The 25,536-nt window shown below is 34.7% G+C and carries 18 protein-coding genes and 3 pseudogenes; 18 read left to right on the top strand and 3 right to left on the bottom strand.

The annotated features are described in order from the left end of the window. Nucleotides 1–16: 16 nt before the first annotated feature. The 11 genes and pseudogenes from asnS to C7K42_RS03300 all read left to right on the top strand — a co-directional run bounded on the left by asnS (nt 17) and on the right by C7K42_RS03300 (nt 10,161). A complete protein-coding gene (asnS, locus tag C7K42_RS03345; RefSeq protein WP_103099912.1) occupies nt 17–1,315 on the top strand; it encodes an asparagine--tRNA ligase in 1,299 nt (432 codons plus the stop codon). Between the two features lie 215 nt (nt 1,316–1,530). Beyond that, nucleotides 1,531–1,656: pseudogene (locus C7K42_RS03340) on the top strand (NTP transferase domain-containing protein); the annotation flags it as partial. 4 nt (nt 1,657–1,660) lie between these two features. Beyond that, nucleotides 1,661–1,966: a CDP-glycerol glycerophosphotransferase family protein gene (locus C7K42_RS03335; RefSeq protein WP_200811711.1), complete on the top strand. Its 306-nt coding sequence runs from the start codon at nt 1,661–1,663 to the stop codon at nt 1,964–1,966. Continuing rightward, complete coding sequence (locus tag C7K42_RS03330; RefSeq protein ID WP_200811710.1) at nt 1,959–2,939, top strand: polysaccharide pyruvyl transferase family protein; 981 nt, start codon at nt 1,959–1,961, stop codon at nt 2,937–2,939. Before C7K42_RS03335 ends, C7K42_RS03330 begins: the two co-directional genes overlap by 8 nt. Then, on the top strand, nt 2,936–3,427 hold the full coding sequence (locus C7K42_RS12975; RefSeq protein WP_200811709.1) for a hypothetical protein: 492 nt from the start codon (nt 2,936–2,938) through the stop codon (nt 3,425–3,427). Before C7K42_RS03330 ends, C7K42_RS12975 begins: the two co-directional genes overlap by 4 nt. 320 nt (nt 3,428–3,747) lie before the next feature. Next, the gene (locus C7K42_RS03325) at nt 3,748–3,975 is read left to right on the top strand and encodes a hypothetical protein (RefSeq protein WP_061840820.1); all 228 of its coding nucleotides are present in this window, start codon (nt 3,748–3,750) and stop codon (nt 3,973–3,975) included. A 179-nt stretch (nt 3,976–4,154) separates the two neighbouring features. Continuing rightward, nucleotides 4,155–5,295, top strand: a pseudogene (locus tag C7K42_RS03320) (IS3 family transposase). Nucleotides 5,296–5,495: 200 nt separating this feature from the next. Further along, complete coding sequence (locus C7K42_RS03315) at nt 5,496–6,914, top strand: ISLre2 family transposase (RefSeq protein WP_124175392.1); 1,419 nt, start codon at nt 5,496–5,498, stop codon at nt 6,912–6,914. Between the two features lie 194 nt (nt 6,915–7,108). Then, the gene (locus C7K42_RS03310) at nt 7,109–8,263 is read left to right on the top strand and encodes a CDP-glycerol glycerophosphotransferase family protein (RefSeq protein ID WP_014125008.1); all 1,155 of its coding nucleotides are present in this window, start codon (nt 7,109–7,111) and stop codon (nt 8,261–8,263) included. Continuing rightward, nucleotides 8,253–8,999: a WecB/TagA/CpsF family glycosyltransferase gene (locus tag C7K42_RS03305; RefSeq protein WP_014125007.1), complete on the top strand. Its 747-nt coding sequence runs from the start codon at nt 8,253–8,255 to the stop codon at nt 8,997–8,999. Before C7K42_RS03310 ends, C7K42_RS03305 begins: the two co-directional genes overlap by 11 nt. After that, nucleotides 8,980–10,161 (top strand): CDP-glycerol glycerophosphotransferase family protein, encoded by a 1,182-nt coding sequence (locus C7K42_RS03300; RefSeq protein WP_014125006.1) that lies wholly within the window; start codon nt 8,980–8,982, stop codon nt 10,159–10,161. Before C7K42_RS03305 ends, C7K42_RS03300 begins: the two co-directional genes overlap by 20 nt. A 476-nt stretch (nt 10,162–10,637) precedes the next feature. Here C7K42_RS03300 and C7K42_RS03295 read toward each other — a convergent pair whose 3' ends face one another. Then, nucleotides 10,638–11,960, bottom strand: a complete 1,323-nt coding sequence (locus C7K42_RS03295; RefSeq protein ID WP_124175391.1) for an IS1380 family transposase — start codon at nt 11,958–11,960, stop codon at nt 10,638–10,640. 368 nt (nt 11,961–12,328) lie between these two features. Between C7K42_RS03295 and C7K42_RS03290 the strand changes: the two genes are divergently transcribed. After that, nucleotides 12,329–13,747 (top strand): ISLre2 family transposase, encoded by a 1,419-nt coding sequence (locus tag C7K42_RS03290; protein ID WP_124175390.1) that lies wholly within the window; start codon nt 12,329–12,331, stop codon nt 13,745–13,747. Between the two features lie 214 nt (nt 13,748–13,961). Beyond that, entirely contained in the window at nt 13,962–17,333 is a 3,372-nt protein-coding gene (locus C7K42_RS03285; RefSeq protein WP_014125004.1) for a CDP-glycerol glycerophosphotransferase family protein, read from the top strand. Between the two features lie 465 nt (nt 17,334–17,798). Here the strand turns inward: C7K42_RS03285 and C7K42_RS03280 are convergent. After that, a pseudogene (locus C7K42_RS03280) lies at nt 17,799–18,164 on the bottom strand (transposase); the annotation flags it as partial. Nucleotides 18,165–18,368: 204 nt separating this feature from the next. Beyond that, entirely contained in the window at nt 18,369–19,475 is a 1,107-nt protein-coding gene (locus C7K42_RS03275; RefSeq protein ID WP_014125002.1) for an IS4 family transposase, read from the bottom strand. A 171-nt stretch (nt 19,476–19,646) separates the two neighbouring features. Here C7K42_RS03275 and C7K42_RS03270 point away from each other — a divergent pair, with 171 nt between their 5' ends. The 5 genes from C7K42_RS03270 to C7K42_RS03240 all read left to right on the top strand — a co-directional run bounded on the left by C7K42_RS03270 (nt 19,647) and on the right by C7K42_RS03240 (nt 25,527). Continuing rightward, entirely contained in the window at nt 19,647–21,380 is a 1,734-nt protein-coding gene (locus C7K42_RS03270; RefSeq protein WP_014125001.1) for a hypothetical protein, read from the top strand. Nucleotides 21,381–21,462: 82 nt separating this feature from the next. Next, nucleotides 21,463–21,732, top strand: coding sequence for a glycosyltransferase family A protein (locus tag C7K42_RS12970; RefSeq protein ID WP_103099893.1), 270 nt, complete (start codon nt 21,463–21,465; stop codon nt 21,730–21,732). Beyond that, nucleotides 21,722–23,695, top strand: a complete 1,974-nt coding sequence (locus tag C7K42_RS03260; RefSeq protein WP_103099894.1) for a CDP-glycerol glycerophosphotransferase family protein — start codon at nt 21,722–21,724, stop codon at nt 23,693–23,695. Before C7K42_RS12970 ends, C7K42_RS03260 begins: the two co-directional genes overlap by 11 nt. Nucleotides 23,696–24,256: 561 nt before the next feature. Then, complete coding sequence (gene ltrA / locus C7K42_RS03245; RefSeq protein ID WP_014123943.1) at nt 24,257–25,117, top strand: group II intron reverse transcriptase/maturase; 861 nt, start codon at nt 24,257–24,259, stop codon at nt 25,115–25,117. Between the two features lie 53 nt (nt 25,118–25,170). Then, nucleotides 25,171–25,527: a group II intron maturase-specific domain-containing protein gene (locus tag C7K42_RS03240; RefSeq protein ID WP_014123482.1), complete on the top strand. Its 357-nt coding sequence runs from the start codon at nt 25,171–25,173 to the stop codon at nt 25,525–25,527. Nucleotides 25,528–25,536 lie beyond the last annotated feature (9 nt).

Genomic DNA, 25,536 nt, shown 5'->3' with positions numbered 1-25,536 from the left:
GAATGGAGAGACACAATTGGAAAAAATTCAAATTATCGATGCCAACAAGCATGTAGGTGAAGTTGTAAAGATCGGCGCTTGGGTAGCTAATAAACGCTCTAGTGGGAAAATCGCATTTTTGCAATTACGCGATGGTACAGCTTACTTTCAAGGTGTTGTCGTAAAAAATGATGTTTCTGAAGAGATATTTCACTTAGCAAAAGAATTACCACAAGAAACTTCAATTTGGGTTACTGGTGAAATTAGAGAAGATAGTCGTTCAAAGTTTGGTTATGAATTAGGTGTACAAGATATTGAAGTGGTTGGCGAAAGTCATGATTATCCTATTACTCCCAAAGAGCATGGAACAGAATTTTTAATGGATCATCGTCATTTGTGGTTACGTTCTTCTAAACAACATGCCATTATGCAAGTGCGCAATGAAATTATTCGCGCGACTTACGAATTTTTCAATGATCGTCACTTTACTAAAGTAGATCCACCGATTTTAACTGGATCTGCGCCAGAAGGTACGACCGATTTATTTGAAACAAATTATTTTGATCAAAAAGCTTATTTATCACAATCTGGACAATTGTATATGGAAGCTGCTGCGATGGCTTTTGGCAAAGTATTTTCCTTTGGTCCAACTTTTCGGGCGGAAAAATCCAAAACACGTCGCCATTTGATTGAATTTTGGATGATGGAGCCAGAAATGGCTTTTATGCATCAAGAAGAAAGTCTAGATATTCAAGAAGAATATGTAGCATTTCTAGTGCAAAGCCTGTTAGATAATTGCGATTATGCTTTACATGTTTTAGAGCGTGATCGTTCAGTATTAGAGAAATATACTAAATTACCTTATCCAAGGATTTCTTATGATGATGCAGTAAGTATGTTAAAAGAAAATGGTTTTGAGGATATTGAATGGGGCGAAGATTTCGGGGCGCCGCATGAAACATTTATTGCAAATTCATTTGATCAGCCGGTATTTATTTTAAATTATCCAAAAGATACAAAACCTTTTTACATGAAGCCTCATCCTACCAGAGATGATGTTGTGATTTGTGCTGATTTGATCGCTCCAGAAGGGTATGGCGAAATTATTGGTGGCTCCGAGCGGGCAACTGATTATAATTATTTATTAGAACAAATCAGAAATTATGGTTTGGATGAAAATGAATATTCCTGGTACCTAGATTTACGTAGATATGGTTCAGTCCCACATACAGGTTTCGGGCTAGGACTAGAAAGAACAGTAACTTGGTTAGCTGGGATCGAACACGTGCGTGAAGCCATTCCATTCCCACGTTTATTGAATCGGATTTATCCGTAAAAAACGAAAAATTTGCTTAAACCTCGGAGACTTTAGATAGTCTTTGAGGTTTATTTTTTATTAAATGAAAAAGTATTTTCCATTTAATAAAAGTTCATTATTGTTATTTTAATATATGGTTGTTGATTCCAATTGTTTTCTCCTTTATAACATGCTACGATTAAAAAAACATAGTGTCGAAAATAATAGTAAAAATTTATGAGGAGAGTTAGTAAATGATTTATGCAGGTATATTAGCAGGCGGTTCAGGTTCTAGGATGGGAAATGTTCCTTTACCTAAACAATTTTTAGATTTAGATGGTAAACCGATACTTATACATACGATAGAAAAGTTTCTTTTAATCAATGATTTATGAATTTGCCGTCTTCAAAAGACCGATGTTGTTTTATGCTTTTGACTTAGAGGATTATATTACTTCTAGAGATTTTTACGAGCCTTATGAAGCTTTTGTTCCTGGAAAAATCGTGGAAACTTTTGACGACTTAATTATTGCCTTAAAAGAAGAAGACTTTGAGCAGGAGAAAGTTCCAAAATTTTTGGATAAGCATTTTAAATATCAAGATGGTAAATCAAGTGAAAGATTAGTTGATCATTTATTTTCTGAACAAGCAGAAGAAAAAAATAAAGATATAGGAGAAATTTATGGTTAAAAAATATTTAATGCGTTCTGGTATAGCACCCACTGATGTTAAAACGGCAGAGGATATGGTAATAAATACAAGAATTGGCGGTAATGTTGGAAATTTAATTTATGCTTTTTCAGTTTACCGTAATTTAACAACTGATGACGTAGAAATTACTCCTGACAATTATCGGATTAACGAAAATGACGCAGAAAAAATTAACAAGACATATGATGCATATATTATACCCTTGGCAGACGCTTTTAGAGAACCTTTTGTTAAACAACTTAAAGGTTATACGAAACTATTTAAAAAGTTAAAAATACCAATTATTGTCATAGGGGTTGGTTTAAAAGCGCCATTTGAACCGAATCTAAAAGAAGGTTTCCCTTTTGATAAGGAAGTAAAGGAATTTGTCAAAGCAGTATTAGAACATTCTACTACTATCGGTGTTCGTGGACAAATTACAGCTGATTATTTAACTTCACTGGGCTTTAAAGAAGGTAAGGACCACATAGTCATTGGTTGTCCTTCTATGTATAGTTTTGGCCCTGACTTAAATATTCGTGATACGACGATAACAAAAGATTCGTTGATTGCTCTTAATGGTTCAAAATTATCGCCCGATAATGTGTTAAAATTTATGGAACGTTCATCAGTAGAGTATCCAAATTATTATTTTATCCCGCAATGGCAAAAAGAGTTAAAAATGACTTATTTAGGGAATGAAAAGTTAAAAAAAAATACTGAACATTATCCTGTTAACATAACACATAAATTTTATAAAGAAGATAGAGTTCGCTTTCCGATCAATGCAAAATCTTGGATCGATTTTCTAAAAAAACCAGATTTAGCTGTAGGCTCACGTTTACATGGAAATATTACTGCTACGATCGCTGGTACACCTAGTTTGCTTATTCCAAAAGATGCGCGGATGAGAGTTAAGTTGACATTCGGAATGCCAATTGCGGTAGGCTTATTCCAAAAGATGCGCGGATGAGAGAGTTAACTGACTATCACAATTTAACACATGTTTGGGCCAATAAGATTACAGATGATACAACCCTAAGCTCGTTAATTGAAAAAGTTGACTTTCATGCACCAGAAAAGGTTCAAAAAGAGAACTTTGAACGATTTCTCCAGTTTCTTGAATTAAATGAACTTGACCACATTTATCGTTATGATAAACCAGCGCCACTGGACACTGTGCTTGAGGAGATGAAACTTCCCGAATTAATTAGACCGATTAATCGGTTAGAAATAAATGAATTAGCCGATAGGCTACAAGGTTACGAGAAAAGAAGAGCAGATGGGCTAAAAAGAGTAAAAGATAAAAATAAACAATATGAAACAAACGAACGAAAAGATAAGAAAAAAATAAAAGATTTAGAAAAACAAAATGAAGACCTCAAAAATGCATTGAATAAAGAAGAATCCAGTTTTATGCATAAAGTTGGAAATGTTTTTCGTAAAATTGATATAAAATAAGAAGTCAAGGTTCTTTTTGTATAGTATTAAAAGCTATACAAAAAGAGCTTTTTTTTTATAGATATAATATATTTTAGTTATTGGATTAAAAAGTGTATAAACTATAGTTTTTTCGATAATTGGTATATACACTGAAAAGATAAAATAATGTCTAATTTATAGGTTGAAAATAAAGATATAAATATTATTGGTCTATATCTATTAAAGAAATTTAGCTTTTTAAAAACTTTTTTTATCAAAAACCTTGTATGTTTAATATATACATGTTATGTATATATTATAGTAATGATTTTATAAGTTTATTTTAGGGGGTAAAACTGATGAATGTAATAGAAAATATTCAAGTAGGGGAACGCTATAAAGTTCAGCCGAGACATTTTCATCGCACCTTTATCGGAAATGTAAAAAGCGTAGAGGGTTCGACGATTGTTTTTGAAGTGGAAAATTACGATCTCGTAGATCAAGAAAAAGTAGATGAGAGTCGATTGGTTACTGTAGATATTTCAGACGTTAAATACTCAATGAAAAATAATTATTTTTTTAGTTAAAATAACAAAATATATCATAAAAGACCCTTCTTCTTGTTATAAAGAAGAAGGGTCTTTTATGTTTTGATGAAAAGAAATACTAGGCGTCTCAATAATCAAAATTTTGAATATATGGTGTTAGGTTAGTTTTATGGACACATTTTTGTAGAGTACTATAATATTCTATGAAAGGATGTTCAATGATGGCAAAACAATACAACCAAGAAACAAGAGAATTGATTCTTCAATTAAATGAACAAGGACAAAGTGTTCCTTCTTTGGCACGTGAATATGGGATTTCAGAAGCAACGATATATAACTGGAAAAAAGCGTATACCCCGGATGAAGAAACCGGCAAAAGTCAGGCAGATATTCATCAAATGGAGAAGGAAATGCATCGTATGAAACAGGAGATTGATATCCTAAAAAAAGCTATCACCATATTCACGAAAGAGTAAGTAATGACACGTTGATTTATGAAATTATTGATAAAGAGCGTCAAGAATACCCCGTACGTACATTAACGAACGTACTGGAGGTATCAAAGTCAACTTACTATGCCTCAAGAACCGTTGTCCGAGCCAAAGGAGCCAAAAGAACGAACAATTAAAAAAAGAAATTCTACAAAATTACGAGAAAAGCAAGCGCCGTTATGGCGCACCTAAGATCACGCATCAATTAATACAGTCAGGATGGAAAGTCAGTCTAAAGCGCGTGCAACGATTGATGCGAGAACTTGGTATTCGTTCCATTATTCGAAAAAAATATCGTCCAGCAAGCAATCATGAAAAAGTGGAATCGCGTGAGAATCTCTTGAAACAAGATTTCTCTACGACTTCGATCAACCAAAAATGGAGTGCAGATATTACCTATATTCATACGCAAAAAGAAGGCTGGACTTACTTGGCTTCTGTCATGGACTTATATTCTCGTAAAATTATTGGCTATTCTTATGGTAAACAGATGACCACTCCGATTGTAGTGGAAGCTTTTCAGCAAGCCATGCAAAATCAACAATTAAAAGATGGTAAGGGACTCATCTTACAAACAGATTTAGGCACGCAATATACGAGCTATGAATTTGAAAATCTTCTCCTACAATGTCACATCAATCATTCTTACAGTCGCAAAGGAACGCCCTATGATAATTCAGGGATTGAATCTTTTCATGCGACCTTGAAAAAGGAAGAAGTTTATTTGAAGCACTATAGAAGTTTTGACGAAGCCCGTCTCGCTTTATTCCAATATATTAATGGTTGGTACAATCGCGAACGGATTCATGGAAATATCAACTACCTGACGCCCCAGCAAGCGGAAGATCAAGCAAAAATGTTGGCATAGGTCTAGAGTTTCCCCACACATTTTTTTGAGGAACTTATCCACGATGACACATTCTCGAGAGTGGATTCGTTTCGAAAAAAGACTCTCGAAAAATGTGTCCTAAGTGTAAAATTTATTGAGGTATCCTCTAGACGAATAAAAAAGAAACCGTTACTCTATTCATTGGGCTAACAGGCACTAATGAACAAAGGCGGTTTCTTATGGATTCTATTGTAACAGATTTAGTGGAAGTAATGAAGAAGGAAACGAATTTTTTAGCAAGAGAAAGAGCCATGATGATCTTTTTTACAAAACTTATAGCCACGATCACACAATTGGCTTTTCAAACGCTCGATAAAGAAATTTGTGCGCAATGTAAAAAAGAAGGTTTTCGCGTCGATCGCAAGAGCGAGAGAACCATCACTTTTTTGTTTGGTCCCGTGACCTATGTTCGTCGACGAATGAAAAATCAAGCCAATGACATTCGTTACCCCTTAGATGAATTTCTAGGGATTCGAAAAGGCATTCGTTACAGTTCGCTTGTCCTGCGCAATGTCTCTCAATTAGGCAGTATGATGGTCTATCGTCATGTTTCTCAAGCGATCGATTGTTTGACATCTTGGCGTATGAGTCATCAAAACGTGCAACAATTGGTGGTTAAAACGGGAGAGTTCATCCAAGCCAAAAGCACGCATGAAAGTCGTTATGACGGGATTATCACCAAGAAAAAAGTGCCTTATTTATATCTGGAAGGAGATGGCGTAAAGATCAACGGACAAAAGAAACAATCTCTTGAAGTCCATCGTTTTCAAGTGTGCGAAGGCAGCCAGAAAGTCGGGAACCGCTCGGAGATGATCGCCCCGCACTTTGTGAGTCATCTGAATCGGCAAAAAGCATACAAAGAAATGATGGCCTATCTTCAAGCCTATTATGATTTAAGTCATACCGTTGTCATTTCCAATAGTGACGGCGGTTCAGGCTATGAAAAAGCCGTGTTTGATGAACTGGCTTTAGGTTGTTTGCGTCATGAACACTTCCGTGATCGATACCATGTCCATCGTAAAATTAAAGAACGAATGCCTTTTGTTCCCCAACTCCAACATCGTATGATACGAGCGATTGAACATTATGATTGGCAAGAGGTCCAGCTTGTTTTAGATACCTCGGAAAGCTTGATTGAAGAAAAGGAAGCCGAGGCTTCAGAACATTTACGTTTACTGCATCACTATCTTCAAAGAAATTGGCCTTATTTAAAATCATTGAAAGCACGAGGAATCAGAGATCCCCAAGCATGTATTGGCACGATCGAAAGTACCCATCGAAAAATCACCTATCGCATGAAGCGCCAAGGTCGTTTATGGACAAAAACCGGTGCCCAAGCCATGATTCGTGTCATTGATAGTTTACGGAATCAAGAATTTGAAGGATGGTTGAATCAATACGAAGCCCTTCCGGACGACGTGGTCGCTCAAGAAAAGCGTTGGCAAGCTATGAAACGTTGGGTACAGAAAAAACCTAACTTTCAAGCTCATGAAGGTGCGTTTAAAGGGCAAATGGGCGAAGGAAAAGCGAAAAGTGCACCTTTAGGCCAATTCGCCAAAGGACTAAATCAATTAATAATGACCCCGAATTATCTCTAATAAAAACTTGTTTTTGTTAGAGATGATGAGGGCGAACCGAACGAAAGTGAGGTTGAAAAATAACTTCGTGTCTGCCCAAAAGACGGTTTTTTTATTCAACCTCAATAAACTTGACACATACCAATCTTTAATGAACGTTTCCTTTTTCATTGTTTTCAGGTAAAATAATAAGGTATGGAACAGGAGGCATATTTGTGAGTACCCCACTTGTTTTAGCAAGCAAAGAATTTTATTTAATGTTGGTTCAATTGGCTAGTAAGAGAACTAAAAAAAAGAACGACAGGATTATTTTCTTACTTAGCTTTCCAGAGAGTAGCCAAATGACTTTACAATTGTTATACAAACATTTTCCAGAAAAATTGGTTATTTGTTATGCTAAAAATGCGAAAGACCTAGCTGAGTTTTATGAAAATAAAGGCTGTCCAATTTATTGTATTGATACCTTTTCTGTATTGATAAAAGATATTGTGCCGCTTGTTTCTAGTAGTAAGCTAGTTTTTTGTGATAACTATTTTGCTTTCTTAGCTCGTATTACATTCAATAATAAAGCTAGTGTAGTGCAATTGTGGCATGCAAATGGTGCTATTAAATTATTTGGACTTGAAGCGAAGTATACTAAAAATGTAACAAAAAGAGATCGAGAAAGATACATCGAGGTTTATAATAAGTTTACGCATTACGTTGTGAGTTCGCAAAAAATGGCAGACGTTTTTGCGAAAAATTATCGACAAGCAATTAATGAACTACCTTTTGGTTATTTACCTACAGATCTTTTTTTTGATCAAGAATGGTTACATAGGGCAAAAAAACAATTTAAACATAATTTTCCTACTAATAAAAAAATTGCATTGTATGTTCCAACTTATCGTGAACATCAATCAGAAGTACCCTTGGATTTTTCCTCTTTGAAAAGACAATTAAACGATGAATGGTTGGTTATGGTAAAGCCACACCCTCATGATAAAGAGCTTTATCAAAAAGTGAAAGATATAGATGGAATCATTTCTGATTTTAAAGAGATGGATTTAGCTCAAATCTTACCTTCAGTAGATTGTTTAATTACGGACTATTCTTCTATTCCTTTCGAGTATTCCCTAGCTAACCCTAATGGAAAAATGGTCTTTTTTTGTTATGATTACGAGGAGTATAAGAAAGAAGTAGGTATTGAAGAAGGGTTTCAATATTGGGCACCTGGAAAAATAGTAAAGAAACAAAATGAGTTGGTTTCAGCAATCCAAGCTCCTTCAGAGGAGGGCTTTGAAACTTTCAATCAAATGTGGAATGAATATGCGCATGGAAGTGCTCGCGAACAATTGTTAAAGTGGGTGAAAAACGTATATGATAACTGAAGAAATTATGGGATTTCCTGTGGATGTGATTACTTATAACGAAATTATTAAAGACTTGCCAGAGTATTTACAAAGTGATAAAAAGATGAGCGCTATTAGCGTGAATCCACAAATTATTGTCGAAGGACAGAACCGCTCGGAGATCTATGAATTTATTAAAAAAAGTACACATCGGATTCCTGATGGCATAGGTATTGTATTGGTTTCAAAGCTACTAGGCGGGCAAATTAAAGAACGCGTAGCAGGTATTGAATTAATGTACCGGTTCTTAGAATATGCGAATACATATAAGAAAAGTATTTTTTTATACGGAGCCAAACCTGAAGTTGTTGCTGATGCTGCGGAAAAAATCCAAAATGATTATCCAAACTTAATACTAAGTGGTAGAATCGATGGGTATACAGATTTATCAGAAACTGAAATTATTGAAAAAATTAACTATAGCAAGCCAGATTTTCTATTTGTAGCACTGGGTTTTCCTAAGCAAGAAGAGTGGTTAGCAAGAAATATCCCCCAATTAGATGCTTCTGTATTTCAGGATGTTGGGGGAAGCTTTGATGTATTTAGTGGACATGTTAAACGTGCGCCTCAATTTTTTATTGATGTCCATTTAGAGTGGTTGTACCGATCGTTAACTGATCGTAAAAGGTTTAAACGGATTTTACAACTACCTATATTTGTAATTAAAAGTTTATTTTGGAAGGTTCGTACAAGAAATGATAAAAAGAGTTCTTAGTAAAATATATAAAATCATTTTTAATTTTTCTGCCACAGTTTTTCCCATACAAAAAGGGATGGTTTTATTAGAAACATTCAATGGGAAATTACCATCAGATAACCCTTACGCCATTTATCAGGAACTAATCAAGAAGATGGAAAAGAAGAATTTATATTGGGGAATAAAAAAAGAGAACATGAGGGAAGCAAAAGAAAAATATCCTGATTTGAATCTTGTCCCTCGTTTCTCAGTCAAGTGGCTATGGCTTACTACTCGAGCCAATTTTTGGATATTTAATTCACGCATGCCTAACTGGTTAAAGAAAAACAAAGATACAGTTTACATCCAAACTTGGCATGGAACGCCTTTGAAAAAATTAGGGGCTGATATACAAGAAGTAGCGATGCCAGGTACTGACACAGAAAAGTATAAAAATAACTTTATTGTTGAAGCTAAGCGTTGGGATTATTTGATCGCTCCTAATGAGTATTCTGAAAAAATTTTTAAGCAAGCCTTTCAATTTCAAAATAATATATTGGAAATTGGCTATCCAAGGAATGACGAGTTAGTTAATAATAAAGACAATAAGCAGTTACAAAATGAATTAAAGCAAAAGATTATTGGCAAAGAAAGCGGCCGAGTTATTCTTTATGCGCCCACTTGGCGTGATGATTACTTTATCAAAAAAGGAAGCTACAAATTTTTTATGCCCTTTGACCTAGATAAAATAACTCGTTGCTTAGGGAAAGAAGATACATTGATCATTCGCCCCCATTACTTAGTTGGCGATTCAATTAATATTGTAGGCTACGAAGATCAGATCAAAGTTTGTATGAGTGAACCTATTAATGAACTATATTTGATTAGCGATTTATTGATTACGGATTATTCTTCCGTAATGTTTGATTTTGCGATATTACAACGACCTATGTTATTTTACCCTTATGATATGGAACATTATAAAGAAAAGTTACGAGGATTTTATCTAGATTACGATGAGGTACCCGGACCAATTGCACAAAATGAAGAAGAGTTTTACCAATTTATTCAAGAGTTCGTATCATATGGTGAATTTTCGCAATATGAAGACAAGATAAACGCCTTTGAGCAAAGGTTTTGTCAGTGGGAGGTTGGAAATGCCTCTCAAAAAGTTTCCCGAATATTAACGGATAAATTTTGATGATCAGGTATTTAGGGAAAAGTTTATCATTTATGGCAATCTGGTGAAACTTAAGTGGCTCTGGAAGAGTCAAAAATATTCATTGGGTACGCGAATGATATTTTATTTAAAAACTTTATATTTGTTCATAAAGGTGTAACTCTTTTTTTGTTAAAATTATTAGAGAAAATAAAAAGTTGCAGTTTATATGTACATTGGCTCATGCGTTAAATTTGCCAAATTTGAACTTTTAATTATATAAAATAATTTTTCTTCGTTTAGTAGTTTTCCAAATATAACCTGAATGATTTATAAAAATTTGTGGATAACGCATTCGACTGTTCAACGAGGTGACTTTTATGTTATTTTCCCTTTTTATCGCCGCTTTTGAATAAAGAATAGAAAGGGATGATCGAACGACGCTAAAAAAAGATAAAATTCTTCCTAGAGAATGAAAGCCAAGCCTTTTTTATCAAGAGGAAAAGGGGAAAAGTAAACTAGAGATTCAATCGCTGAATTCGTGTAAGGACTTCCCAAAAAAGCGTGTTGTAAACATTCGTACTTGATAAGTGAATTTGCACTTGACGCGCGTGTTCTTTGACTTTTCCAGCAATATGAAATAGTTGAAAACGGATCGTGTCAATCACCGTCGTCTTTTTCTCTTGCGGAAAAGTCAGCTGTTTCATCAAGTGGATGATATTATAGGCGATAAAACTTAGGGCTAAGCGAACCTTATTCGCTAAAAAGGAAGGACTGTCCGTTTTATCAGCGAAAAATCCGGTCTTCATTTCTTTAATGAAGTTTTCCATATTCCCTCGTTTTTGATAGAGCTGAAAAATGGTTTGGGGCGAAAGATGAGCGAAATCGGTCACCACAAATTGAAATTCGGAAAAAAGTAAAGTTTCGGCTTTTCGAGTAGCCTTGATGGCTACTGTTCGAGATCGGTCCCAAGAATCTGCTTGATAAGCCATCTTAAAATATTGATGTTCGGACTTTGTGTAGTCCGTACCGTTGGTATATTGGACAAGATGTTGCGCATAATGAATCAACCGTACGTTATTTTTCAATTTAATCACATAATGGGCGCCTCGACACTCACATTGTTTATAAATTTCCGGTTTGGCAAAGCCACTATCCCCGCGTACAAGCATTGTGGGATCACTCGAACGTTGTTGGTAATGCGCCAACATTTCTACGAGATAATCTTCGGCGTGGGTGGAGGTATAAGATTTACCATGACGGTGGCGAACATCTAATGCCAATCCGGTTAACCCTTCGAATGCCACAAATGGATGATATCCATTGAGGCCATAGTGGTAAATATATTCCCCTGCTTCTTGCTTTCCGTAAGTGGGACAACAGGTGGAATCCAGATCAAGCACGAGTTGTTGGCTGTTTTGCTGGTCCATGCCTAAATCGCCAAGTTTTTTCGCCACTTGTAATAGTTGATTAACATTTTCTTCTGTCAAGGTATGAAGCAAAGTAGACATCATAAATTGCGAACTAAGGCGTTCTTGTTTCAATGCTTCCTTAAAAAGGCGATCATATTGTAAGGTATTGGCGTCTCGGTCTCGAGAATAACCAGCGATCAATTGATATAGCCATTGTTTTACGACATCCAGCCATTCATGTTGGGCGAAGGCACGATACTCTGGAATATGAACGTATTGCGCTAACAGGGAATCAAAACGAATTTGATTTAGAAACTCCGAAAGTAAGACGAGCCCCGCGTCATTGGTTAAGGTGCCACCGTCATTGGCGATCAAGATGGCTTTTTGCTTATTGAATGTAAGAGAATTTTGTTGTAAAGTGAAAGACATAAGAACGCACTCCTTATTGTTATGTTTCGTTGACTTTACAATAACACGAAGTGCGTTCTTTTTGTACACCCAGAAGGTGAAGCAACTCAACCTTTAGAAAAAAGCACATGCCAAGGATTGAATGATCCTGGGAAAAATTTATAAATCATTCAGGTATAAGTAACCAAAAATTAATCCTTCAGATTTATAGCTGAGAACTGAGAAAGAAGTCTGCTATGAATTTGAAGGATTTTGATTTTACAGGTTTATTTATCTCGAACTATAACTAAGTGTAAAATTTATTGAGGTATCCTCTAGACGAATAAAAAAGAAACCGTTACTCTATTCATTGGGCTGTGACAGGCACTAATGAACAAAGGCGGTTTCTTATGGATTCTATTGTAACAGATTTAGTGGAAGTAATGAAGAAGGAAACGAATTTTTTAGCAAGAGAAAGAGCCATGATGATCTTTTTTACACAACTTATAGCGACCATTACCCAACTAGCTTTTCAAACGCTTGATGAAGAAATTTGTGCGCAATGTAAGAAAGAAGGCTTTCGCGTCGATCGTAAAAGCGAAAGAACCATCACCTTCTTGTTTGGTCCCGTGACCTATGTTCGTCGGCGAATGAAAAATCAAGCCAACGACATTCGTTACCCTTTAGATGAATTTCTAGGGATTCGAAAAGGCCTTCGTTATAGTTCGCTGGTTCTGCGAAACGTGGCTCAATTAGGCAGTAACATGGTCTATTGTCATGTTTCTCAAGCGATCGACTGTTTAACTTCTTGGCAGATGAGTCATCAAAATGTGCAACAATTGGTGGTTAAAACGGGCGAATTCATCCAAGCCAGAAGCACGCATGAAAGTCGTTATGAGGGCGTGATCCCCAAGAAAAAAGTGCCCTATTTATATCTGGAAGGAGACGGCGTAAAGATCAACGGACAGAAGAAACAATCCCTTGAAGTTCACCGTTTTCAAGTGTGTGAAGGCAGCCAGAAAGTAGGCAACCGTTCGGAAATGATCGCCCCGCACTTTGTGAGTCATCTGAATCGGCAAAAAGCATATAAAGAAATGATGGCCTATCTTCAAGCCTATTATGATTTACGTCATACCGTGGTCATTTCCAATAGTGACGGCGGTTCGGGTTATGAAAAAGCAGTGTTTGATGAACTGGCTTTAGGTTGTTTGCGTCATGAACACTTCCGTGATCGGTACCATGTCCATCGGAAAATCAAGGAACGAATGGCTTTTGTTCCCCAGCTCCAACATCGGATGATACGAGCGATTGAACATTATAATTGGCAAGAGGTCCAGCTGGTTTTAGATACTTCGGAAAGCTTGATTGAAGAAAAGGAAGCCGAAGATTTTGAGCATTTACGTTTACTGCATCACTATCTTCAAAGAAGTTGGCCTTATTTAAAATCATTGAAAGCACGAGGAATCAAGGATCCTAAAGCTTGTATTGGTACGATCGAAAGTACCCATCGAAAAATCACCTATCGCATGAAGCGCCAAGGTCGTTTGTGGACAACAACTGGGGCCCAAGCCATGATTCGTGTCATTGATAGTTTAAGAAACCAAGAATTGGAAGGTTGGTTGAACCAATACGAAGCCCTTCCGAATGATGTGGTTGTCCAGGAAAAACGTTGGCACGCTATGAAACGTTGGGTACAGAAAAAGCCTCGTTTCCAAGCCCATGAAGGTGCATTTAAAGGACAGATTGGCGAAGGAAAAGCGAAAAGTGCGCCTTTAGGCCAATTCGCCAAAGGACTGAATCAATTAATAATGACCCCGAATGTTTTCTAATAAAAACTTGTTTTTGTTAGAGAGGATGAGGGCAAACCGAACGAAAGTGAGGTTGAAAGATAACTTTGTGTCTGCCCCAAAGACGGTTTTTTTATTCAACCTCAATAAACTTGACACATACGAACTATAAGATTTGTTTGACACAGTAAAATTCTGTAAGTATAATAATTGATGTTTGAAAAAAATTTAATTTTAAAAGAGCAAGGATAATATAATGCACACGAAGAAAAATTTAAAAATGCTTAAGGGAGCTTATGATAAGCTTCATAAAAATGAAATGGCTAAATTACGGAATTATTATGCAAAGAATTATGAAAAAAGTACTATAAAAGACAACGTTATTCTTTATGAGTCTCGAGACGGACAATCACTGACCGGTAGTCCATTAGCTTTTTTTATTTCCTTATGTAGAGACTCTCGGTTTAAAAATATCCAGCACGTTTGGGTTATAGATGGAGACTCTACAAATATAAAGACAATAATTCCGGAAGATTGCTTAGCAAAAGTTACTTTTGTTATTAGAAATACAAAGAAGTACATTGATTACTTATTAACAGCCAAGTACCTAATAACTAACGCTACATTCCAGTCTTTTTTTAGTAAAAAAGATGGCCAAGTATACATAAACACATGGCATGGAACACCACTGAAATACATGGGTTATGATATACCAGGAAATCCCAAACATTCTCAAAATGTTATTCGTAATTTATTAATGACTGACTACTTTTTGAGCCCTAGTCCGTATACTTCCCGATTATTTTCGAACAGCTATAAATTAAAGGATATTTACCCAGGAAAAATCGTAGAGACAGGCTACCCTAGGATCGATTTTACTTTTAAAACCAATTTAAATGATAATATTAAATTTTTAAGTAATTTTGGAGTAAAATTAACAAACAATAAGCCTATTGCTCTTTATATGCCAACTTGGAAAGGAACATCTATTAAAGATCCTATAGCTGATATAGAGCAAATAGTTGCTGAAACAACATACCTAAGAAAAAGAATAGCTAATGAATATCAGCTACTCGTTAAAGTACATCCTTATGTATATCCGTACGTTAAAGATCGAAAAGAAGTAAATGAGTATCTTATACCTGATTATCTTGATCCTAACCAAGTCTTAGGGTGGACGGATTTACTAATTACTGATTATTCAAGTGTTTTTTTTGATTTTTTGGTTACTAATAAACCTATTATTTTTTACGCATGGGATAAAGATATATATGATGATGAACGTGGGATGTACTTAGATGAAAAAGATTTACCAGGACCTGTAGCTTCAACAATGATGGAAGTAGTAAGAATTATTAAAAATATAAATGAGACTATTTCAACTTATGAAGACAAATACAAAGAAGCTAAAGAAAAATTTGTTCCTTATGAAGATGGAGGAGTTACTCAAAGATGTATTAACTACATTTTTTTTGGTCAGGATTTTAATTCCAAAGAAGGTCGAATTCTTGATATAAATTCAATGAAAACTAAATTACTTATTTATCCAGGGAACTTATCAAAAAACGGTATAACATCAAGTTTTTTAAATTTATTAAATAATATAGATTACAATAATTATGATGTTACAGTATTCACTGAACCCGGTGGTGAAGATGGTAATACAAACATAAGAAGAATAAATAGAAACGCAAGAGTTCTTTTTAAACCGGGGGCAGCAATTTATTCAGTCATGGAAGAGTTTAGAAATAGGCAAATTAAAGAATTTACCTTACCTTCAGATAAAAAAAATATTTATCCTGATACTGCTTTTAGAAGAGAAGCGAATCGTTTACTAGCAAATTTATCTTTTGATGTGGCAATAGATTTTAGCGGCTATGGCTTTTTTTGGGCAAAGTTGATTCTTGGAGCGAAAGCAAATAAATATATTGTATATCAACATAACGATTTACTTTCAGACTCTCAAAAAGTTGTAAATGGGAAAAAACCTCACAAAAAATCTTTACCTGCATTATTTTCTATTTATTATAAGTTTGACCGAATTTTAAGTGTTTCCCCGATTACTATGGAAATAAACAAGAAAAAATTAAATGATTTTATAAATGATAGTCAAATAGGTTATTCAATTAATACGATAAATGCTGGAGCAATATTGGGAGAAAATGATCATTCATATTCGTGTGCTTACTCAGAAAATAGTCTTTCTGAAAATATCGTTCCAGTTCGTATTGATAAGTTTATGAAAATAAAAATTGGTGGTCAGTATAAGTTATACAGTAGTCTTTATAGATTAATTAATTCACAAAATGAAAATTTACTTAACTTAACAAAAGATAATGTTATTCATCTTATAGCGAAGGTTAAATTTAATGGATTTACTTATTACAAATGCTTAGTTGATGGAATTTACACAGGATGGATTTTAGGAGAGTACTTAGAAAATACGATTCAACTTTTTAACACAAAAAATTGTCATAAGGTTGCTACAGTACTAAACAAAAAGAATAAATTCATCTGGAAAAAGGTTGAGCATGCTTTTGAAAGAGACCGTGTAACAAAAACTATGTATTTAAAAAATAGTTATGTTTTTTTAGATAAAGAAGTTGAGACCTCTTTTGGTAAATTTTATCGAGTTATATATAATAATAAACCTATTGGTTGGATTCAGGGGAAAGCTATCGGCAGAATACACGATATAAGCTTTTCTAATCCACTAATCTTTTATTTCTTACTAAAAAATAAAAGAAAAAATATTGGAATTTCTCAAGAATTTAAAAAGTGTCAAAAATACGTTATGCCAACTAAACTATTTTTTGAGGAAGGTGAATGTTGGAGTCACTGTCCTGGAACAACATTTGAAAGAAAAAAAGATAATTTATTAGAACCGGAGAAGATATACGAGGTTCGCGCTACTATGATTGTTCAATCACGAAAATTTTATGAAGTGCGAGAAATTGCAGGTAAGTTTTTAGCTTGGGTAGAAAGTAGGTTTATAAGTGAGGTTTCTGAAGAAAAAGCTTTAGAGAGGTTGCAACAAGAAGAAGAGTTGGTTAACGAAGATAAAAAGCAAAAGAACCAAGTGATAGATGTTCCTGTTGCAAATTTTGATCAAAGTAAGTTTAATTTTGTTACTATGGGAAGGCTTTCTCCTGAAAAAAACTATGGGAATCTAATTGCCGCTTTTGCTAATTTTTTGGAAATAGTTCCAGAAGCAAATTTATATATTCTGGGCCAAGGTAAGCTTGAAGACAATTTAGCAACTCAAATATTCCGTTTAGGAATCCAAAAGAGTGTACATTTACTAGGGTATATTGATAATCCGTTTAATTTTATTGAACAAAATGATGTCTTTGTACTACCCTCTATCTACGAGGGACAGCCTATGGTTTTATTGGAAGCTATGACATTAGGTAAGAAAATTTTAGCAACTAATATTCCTGCTAATGTTCATGTGTTAGGTGAGCAAGAAGACTATGGGCTTTTTACCAATGGAACGGAAATAAATGATTTGTACGAAGGCTTAATAAGAATCTATAGGTTTAATGGTAATTTTAAAAGATTTGATTATCAAAAATACAATAAAAAAGCAATTAACAATTTCTATAATGAGCTAAAATTAGGTGATTAATACTAATCTATTTCTTTTTTGAATTTTAGTAAAACTTGAAATTACTAATTTTAATGCTTATTTAATGAATATGGAAAATTTTTGTTGTTTTAATATAAGATTTAATTGAAACCTGGAAGAAAAGTCTCCTTTTAAATAGAAAAGTTCCGAAAAGTCATCATTACGATGTCCTTTCGGAACTTTTCTTATATACGCACAACAAAATTCGTGAACTAGTCATAAAAAATTAAATTTCTACGACAAAGTTAGCCGTATTAAAAAAACTATTGATTTATTAATATGGATTTACGTCAATATTCTGGACACATTTTTTGAGAGTCTTTTTTCGAAACGAATCCACTCTCGAGAATGTCATCATTTCCGTTCAATATCAAATGAAAAACCGTATTTGACATTGAACGGAAATGATGACGAGAAGGTCTCGTGGATAAGTTCCTCAAAAAAATGTGTAGGAGAGCTTCAAACCTACGCCAACATTTTGGCTTGATCTTCCGCTTGCTGGGGCGTCAGGTAGTTGATATTCCCATGAATCCGTTCACGATTGTACCAACCATTAATGTATTGGAATAAAGCGAGACGAGCTTCGTCAAAATTTTTATAGTACCTCATATAAACTTCTTCCTTTTTCAAAGTCGCGTGAAAAGACTCAATCCCTGAATTATCATAGGGGCTTCCTTTGCGACTGTAGGAATGGCGAACGTTATACTGAGCTAAAAGCCCTTCGAATTCATCACTCGTATATTGCGTCCCTAAATCCGTTTGGAGAATCAAATGTTTGCCATCTTTTAATTGTTGATTTTGCAAAGCTTGGTGAAAAGCATCCACCACAATCAAATGTGTCCAGAATATTGACGTAAATCCAAATATATGGTATAGTACACTAATGGTGCATTAATATAATCAGAATATTCAGATTTTAACTTTTTCTAAAAAATGACAAAAAAATCAAATGCTTACGCAAGGGATGACTTTTCCAGAAAAAATTTTTTCATTATTTATCTGAATACTGTTGCAACGACGACAAATGCTATTTCGTCACGTAGGAACGAGTAATACCCACAATTCTTCAAAAGGTTGAAAAAGCAGATGTTTTAATAGGCGCTTGATTTGGAACGGGGATTTCTTACTTCCTGTCTCTACTTTGAGTAAATACGTCAATAGACTGGCAATCATGGCGAGAATGATTTGATTGCTTACCCCTTTTTCACTGTATGAAAATAGCTTTTTAATCGTCATATGTTGCTTGATATGCTTAAAAAATAGTTCAATTTGCCATCTCGCTTTGTACATGTCGGCCACTTCTTGGGCGGTCACATCAAAACGGTTGGTGACAAAGCGTAATTGTTTTCCTTTTTCATCCTGAATCGTGACCAAGCGAAACGGGGAAGTGAAATAAACCTGAGTGCCTAACACTACCATTTGGTCACGCAAAATGTTTTTACTCTGAGAAGGTTCATAAGTTTCTAGGACATGAACTTTGGCGTTTTTCTTCACTCTTGTGACGAAAAAGTAGCCGTCAGCTTCCATCTCGTCCAGTCGCTCGTAATCAATATAGCCACGATCAAAGATATAGGTCGCTTCCGGTTGATTGACAAAAACTTCTAAGTGATTGTCATCATGTTCTACCGCATTCGTGACTTCAAACTGATCCGGATACAAGTGTTCTTTACCCATAAAACAGAGTTTTAAGTGCAGTTTGATCCCCGCTTTGGTTGAGCGAAAGTCCGCCCAAGGGTACCGAGTGGTATTTAACGGAAAGGTGGAAGAATCCACGATATAGAGTGCGTTTCGTTTGGTCACCGGTATTTTTGACCGTACTTTCTCCAGTAATTGGGCGAAGATCGCCCACAAAATTTCGTCATCCATCTGGGCGAGCTCACGGGAAAGCTGCGAATGACTAATCGAATCTAACGCCATGGTCTGTTGTAGATCAGGCGAAACAAACGCTGTATCTATTTCACGTAAACTTTCGCACTCATTGTCGATGCCATAGAGAAACACTTTCAAAAAGTGTTCAAAATCAAACTTTTTATGATACTTGTCGGCTTGCGAAATTTTCTCACGAATAGAAAAAGGTAAATTTTTGAAATTTATGTTCGAAAGCCATTTATTAAAAGCTGAAATTGTTTTATACTTATCCATGTTGTTGTCCTTTGTATTGGTCTTGGATAAGTCATCCAAGCTCAGTATAAAGGATTTTTTTATGGATGGAAATAGCGTGAAACATAATAAGTGAATTTAAAATGTTTCATGCACCACTAGTGGGTATAATAATGAAAAAGAAATAACATCAAAATATAGAGGAAGGTCCACATGAAAAAGTCTTTATCTGCTAGTAAAAAACGGATATTCATTTCTTTGATGATTATCTTTATTGCTTCGATTTTATTGCAATGGGTCCAAATTAGTAATCAAAATTTGTATTTAGGGTATGATTGGATCTTCCACTATAATCGTTTTTATGATACAGCACAACAAATTAAAGAAGGGAACTTCCATTACTTTATTTCAATGTATGGTTTTTCGCAATCTGGCCGGATTATTAATGCATTATATGGGCCGATGTTTGCTTATTTTAATGGCCTTCTTTTATTGATTTGTCGTTCCTGGTTTAATTATCAATTACTTACTAATTTTTTGATTACTTTTTTGTCTGCTATTAGTATGTTTACTTTGCTGATAAAAAATAAGGTAAGGGCACTTATTTGTTTGATATTTTCAATTATGTACTCTTCTTTTTATATCATCCAATCTTGGTCGTTTGATCAAACCCTTAGAAGTTGGGGCGCTATTGTATTGCCTTTAGTTGTTTTAGCAGCAACTAGGTTTTTACGAGAGAGTTATTCAAAAAAAGATTTGGCATTTTTAGCTTTTGTTATGACACTAGCTATTCAAATACATGTTTTGACAGTTCTTTTTTCTGTGATTATTCTAATCCCTTTCTTTGTATTTGGCTTTTTACATTCAAAAAATAAAAAAACGCTTTTTATGTATACCTTTATTGCTGCTTTAGCCACAATATTTATGACTGCGAATGTCTGGTATCCTTTATTAGAAGTGAATATGGAAAATCAACTTATGAGACCCTTCGTTGTTTGGAATATGGAAAATCATGCACTTAGATTAGATTTAATTAGACCTTACAAAGATCTTTCCTTGGTTGTTTGTTTATTATTTGTTGTCCAATTTTTTATAATTATTTATAGGAAAATGAGTAAAACAAATCTTTTGGCTACTATTACAGCTTTTATGTGGTTTGCTTTATCAACTAAAGTTTTTCCTTGGAATGATTTTGTAAATAGGTTTCCCAGTATTTCAATTATACAATTTCCGAGCCGACTTTTGCCGCCGGCAGTAGTTTTAATTATCTTGGCATTGAGTCTTTCAATAGAAACAATATCTTCCAGTGAAAAAAGAAAGATAGATAGCCGTATTTTAATTTATCCATTTCTACTTTTAATGCTTATAGGCGCAGTTAGAAATCATATTGATTTTTCAAAAGAGCGAGAAGAAATTTGGCAAACGGAATTATTTAATTCAACAAACAACGTTATTTTTGCAACAAAAGATTCTAATACCTTAGAGAAAGCTTTTAAGTCAAAAGATTTAGGGGCGCCTCTACGTTTAATTAGCAAAGTGAACTCGGATTATTTGCCAGTAGATGATAAAGACCTTGCTTATGATAAAGATTTTCATCCCTATGGGGAACAAAAGCGAGCAATTATCGAAAATCCGATGAACGAAATATTAACTAAAAAAGTAAAGAATAATCAATTGGTCTTTTCGTGGCAATCTAATGGCGAGAAAACTCTATTACCTTTAATAATCTATAGACGTACTAGCGTTATTTTTAACGGTGAAAAAATAACCAACGTACAAGAAAAAACAAATAAAGTTGGCGCGTTACTAGTTCAACCAAAAAAAGGAGATAATGTTTTAAAAGTCAATTATAATAGTTCGTTTTTATTTTATTATATGTTTTTTCTTTCGATATTATCGTGGTTTATCTTTGTACTTTGGTTAATTATAAAAAAACTTAAAGCTTAAATTATAATAAATTGCTTTTTTGTTATTTTACTATTATAATATTTTGATCAAAGAGGAAAATACATCCGAAAAGAGTGATTATATGAATTTCTCGATCGTTATCCCGTATAAGGATAATAGTCCAAGGTTTTTAAAGTACTGTATTGAAAGCTTAGAAAACCAAGTTTATCAGGATTTTGAAGTGATTTTTATCCATAATCAATCAGCTTTTTTAGTAAACTATCTAGAACAGAGTAATTTAAACTATCGTATAATTGAAAATTCATCAGAAACAATACCGAATTTTCGTAACATAGGAATTCGTGCGTCGGCTGGTGAATATGTACTTTTTATGGATGCAAATGATCGATGAAAATAGGGATTCGGTGGACGTTTTTAAACTCAGAATAACTAAAATCGATTTGGATAAGGCGTCTGCCTTAAGATTAGAAAAGAAGCCATTTTATCGTAGCAATACTTTAAACAATTTAAGTAAATGGTTAGATGATAAAAACCTTCAAACGACTAACGAGAATGAAGTTATAGAAGATTTATTTAACTATGATGTGATTTCTCATAATTTTAGTACTTTTACTGCTGAACAATACTTTGCAAAGTTAAGTTATCATCTAAAGGCACATAGTTTTATTATAAGAAGAGATTTTTTGCTTGAAAATGAGTTATTTTTTGATACTAAGAATGATTTATATGCGGATATACCGTTTTTAGTTCGTCTGTATAGTATAGTAGATGTGATACAACAAACATCAACAAAATTATATTATAAGTCAATTCATAATGATCCAATCAATGAACCTTCTGCGTCACAAATCGAACGAGAGGATCGCCAATTAAAAAGAGTTCAAGCTTTTAACGAAGCCGTACAAATAAGTGATAATGATATCATTACAAAAAAGGTGAAAAATGCTGCTAAAAATTATTACCTATATAAGGTCGTAACAAATGATTCATTTAAAGTATCTTTTGAAGATATCCTTCCAATTTATCAAGAATTATATCAATTATTACAAATTGAATCAGAACCAATAAGTATCAAAAAAAGGCATAAACCTGAAATCAATAGTATTCAAAGCGGTAATTTTAAAACTGCCTATCGTTTGAGTAGAAGTCGCGTGATTGTTTATAATGCCTTACGCTTTATGAGTCCTAAAAAGAAACGTTATCGACAAAAAAGTATTCAAAAAAATATTTTCTCCAAACTACCGATTAAAAATCAAACAATTTTATATGAAAGCTTTTTGGGTAGGAACTATTCTGATAGTCCGAAAGCTCTTTTTAATTATCTATTACAAGAAGAACCTGATAAATGGAAACATGTTTGGATTTTAAATGATAAGGAGTTAGTTGAAAAGTCGCCAGAATTCCAGCGCTCAAATGTTAAAGTAATTACTCGATTTAGTTGGCAATATTTTTATTATGTGACAATTGCGAAGTATTTTATTTTGAATATGCGCCAACCTAATTATCTTGAGAAAAAGCAAGATCAAGTGATTTTATCGACTTGGCACGGTACGCCTTTAAAGCATCTAGTGTTTGATATGGATAATGTTACTTCAGCTAATAAAAACTATAAAAAAATATTCTATGAGCAGTCTAGAAAATGGGACTATTTAATTGCTGATAATAAATATAGTGAAGATATTTTTATAAATGCGTTTATGTTTCCGCGTGAGAATATTTTAACCTATGGCTATCCGAGAAACGATATTTTGATTAACCATACGGCAGCAGATGAACAAGAAATTAAACAAAGATTGGGTATACCATTAGACAAGAAGGTTATTTTATACGCTCCTACATGGCGTGATGATGAATTTCATTCTGTGGGAAAATATAAATTTACTTTGCGGTTAGATCTTGAACGACTACGTGAAGAGTTAGGAAATGAATACGTCATTATTCTGCGTATGCATTATTTTATTTCTGATGTGTTAGATTTAAGTAACTACGGAGGCTTTGCATTTGACTTTTCAAAATATAATGATATTAATGATTTATTTATTGTAAGTGATCTTTTGATTACAGACTATTCTTCAGTCTTTTTTGATTTTGCTAATTTAAAACGTCCTATTTTGTTTTATACCTATGATTTGGCAAAATATAAAGATGAATTACGCGGATTTTATATTGATGTGTATAACGATTTACCAGGTCCGCTGTTGTATACTTCAGATGAGGTGATTGACCGAATAAAAAATATTAAAGCGGTTATGTATGAATATGAAGAGAAATATAAGAGTTTCTATGAAGAATTTTGTGCACTTGATGACGGCAAAGCTTCAGAAAGAGTAATAGAGACAGTCTTAGAGAAATAAAAATTATTTTGATGCCTAGAAACTTCATAAGAAAGCTTCTAGGCCTTTTGTGCGCTCGGCATGGGCGATAACTTGGTGGTGAAAGTCCACTACAGGCTTGGCAGTAGGAACTGTTAGCTAAAAGCAAGGGTGTCCGTCGTGAGGCGGAATCTGAAGGAAGCTGGAGGCAAACACTCGCACTGACGAACAGGAATCTCATAAGAAGGCTGAATTGGGACGGACGAGCTTGCAAAACAAAGCAAAGTCCAATACTGCCCGAATCCCATACAGTAAATGAGGCGGTGACGTGAGTGGAAAGTTATCGCACCTTACCCGAGGAGGTCTGCCTAGCGATAGAAATCGTAGTAACAACGAATAGGCAGAAGTCAGCCAAGGTCATAGTAGTATCCTATGGATATGAAGGACTGAACAATAATAACTTTGAAGTAAACAAGGAGGTGGACGTGCTCACCAGGACCGCAGCCAATACCGTGGTAAAGACCGATAGGTAGCTCACTCGTGGAAGGATAAGCTGGAAGCAAAAGAAGAAATGAGGAGCGCGTAAGGGAGCACGACAATAAGATGATGAACCAAAGTGGCTTTCCATTAATGAACGAACTCGTCAGCTCAATGAATATAGATCGAGCGATCGAGAAAGTCAAAAAGAACAAAGGAGCACCGGGAATCGATGATATGACGGTATCTGAAATCAAATCTCATTTGAACAAGTATCGTCGTCCCTTTGTACAAAAGCTGAGAGAAGGGACCTATCGCCCACAACCAACAAAACGTGTGGAAATTCCTAAAGGAAACGGCAAGAAACGAAAATTGAGCATCCCCGTCGTACGGGACCGCGTAGTACAACAAATGATTTTACAAGTCATCACGCCCTTGATCGACCCGACCTTTTCGGAAAACAGCTATGGGTTTAGACCTGGAAAAAGCTGTCAACAAGCAATAGCGAAGGCAGGCCAATATTATGAAGAAGGCTATGACGTGGTTGTCGACTGTGATTTAAAGAGCTATTTCGACACGATTAACCATCAGAAACTTATGCATCGTATGCAATGGTACATCGAAGAAAAGGCCGTTCTCCAACTTATTTGGAATTTCTTAAACGCAGGAGTAATGGAGGGCGAAATTCTTCGTCCAACTTCAAAAGGAGCCTCCCAAGGGAGCCCGCTTTCTCCTCTTTTAGCCAATGTTTATCTGGACCAATTGGACAAGGAACTCGAAAGAAGAAACCATCGGTTTATTCGATACGCGGACGATTTTATTATCTTTGTCCAAAGCGAGCGGGCCGCTCAGAGAGTCCAAGAAAGTATTACCCAATTCCTGGAAAAGAAATTACGATTGACGGTGAATCAAGAAAAGAGCCAAATCATTAAGGCGCATCAATTAGAATACCTGAGCTATCGTATGAGAAAAGATAAGGGAAAGTAAAGAGCCGACCCACAGCGTCGGCCAAACAAAAGTTCAAAAGAACGCTGAAAAGATTGACGAACCGAAAAAGGGTGGGCACGCTAGATGAGATGATCAAAACCATCAATCAGTACACCCAAGGTTGGATTCAATACTATAAAGACGGAGAACTAAAAACTTTCCTAGCTAAACAGATGGAATACTTACGACATAGGTTGCGAGCCTTGATTTGGAAAAGATGGAAGAAAGTCGATACGAAATACCGCCAACTGAAGGCAAGAGGGGCCTCTCATAAAGAGGCCATGACGTATGCGAATAGCCGGAAACAGTATTGGCGAATTTCAAAATCAAAACTTCTAAATAGAATCTTCAGCAAAGAAAAGTTCAAACAATGGAAACTCAAGGATTTCATTGAAATCCTTGAGAAATAAAAGCTTAAA

It is taken from the genome of Tetragenococcus halophilus subsp. halophilus DSM 20339, from assembly GCF_003841405.1.
GTDB lineage: Bacteria > Bacillota > Bacilli > Lactobacillales > Enterococcaceae > Tetragenococcus > Tetragenococcus halophilus.
This window is presented reverse-complemented; position numbering and strand designations above follow the sequence as displayed.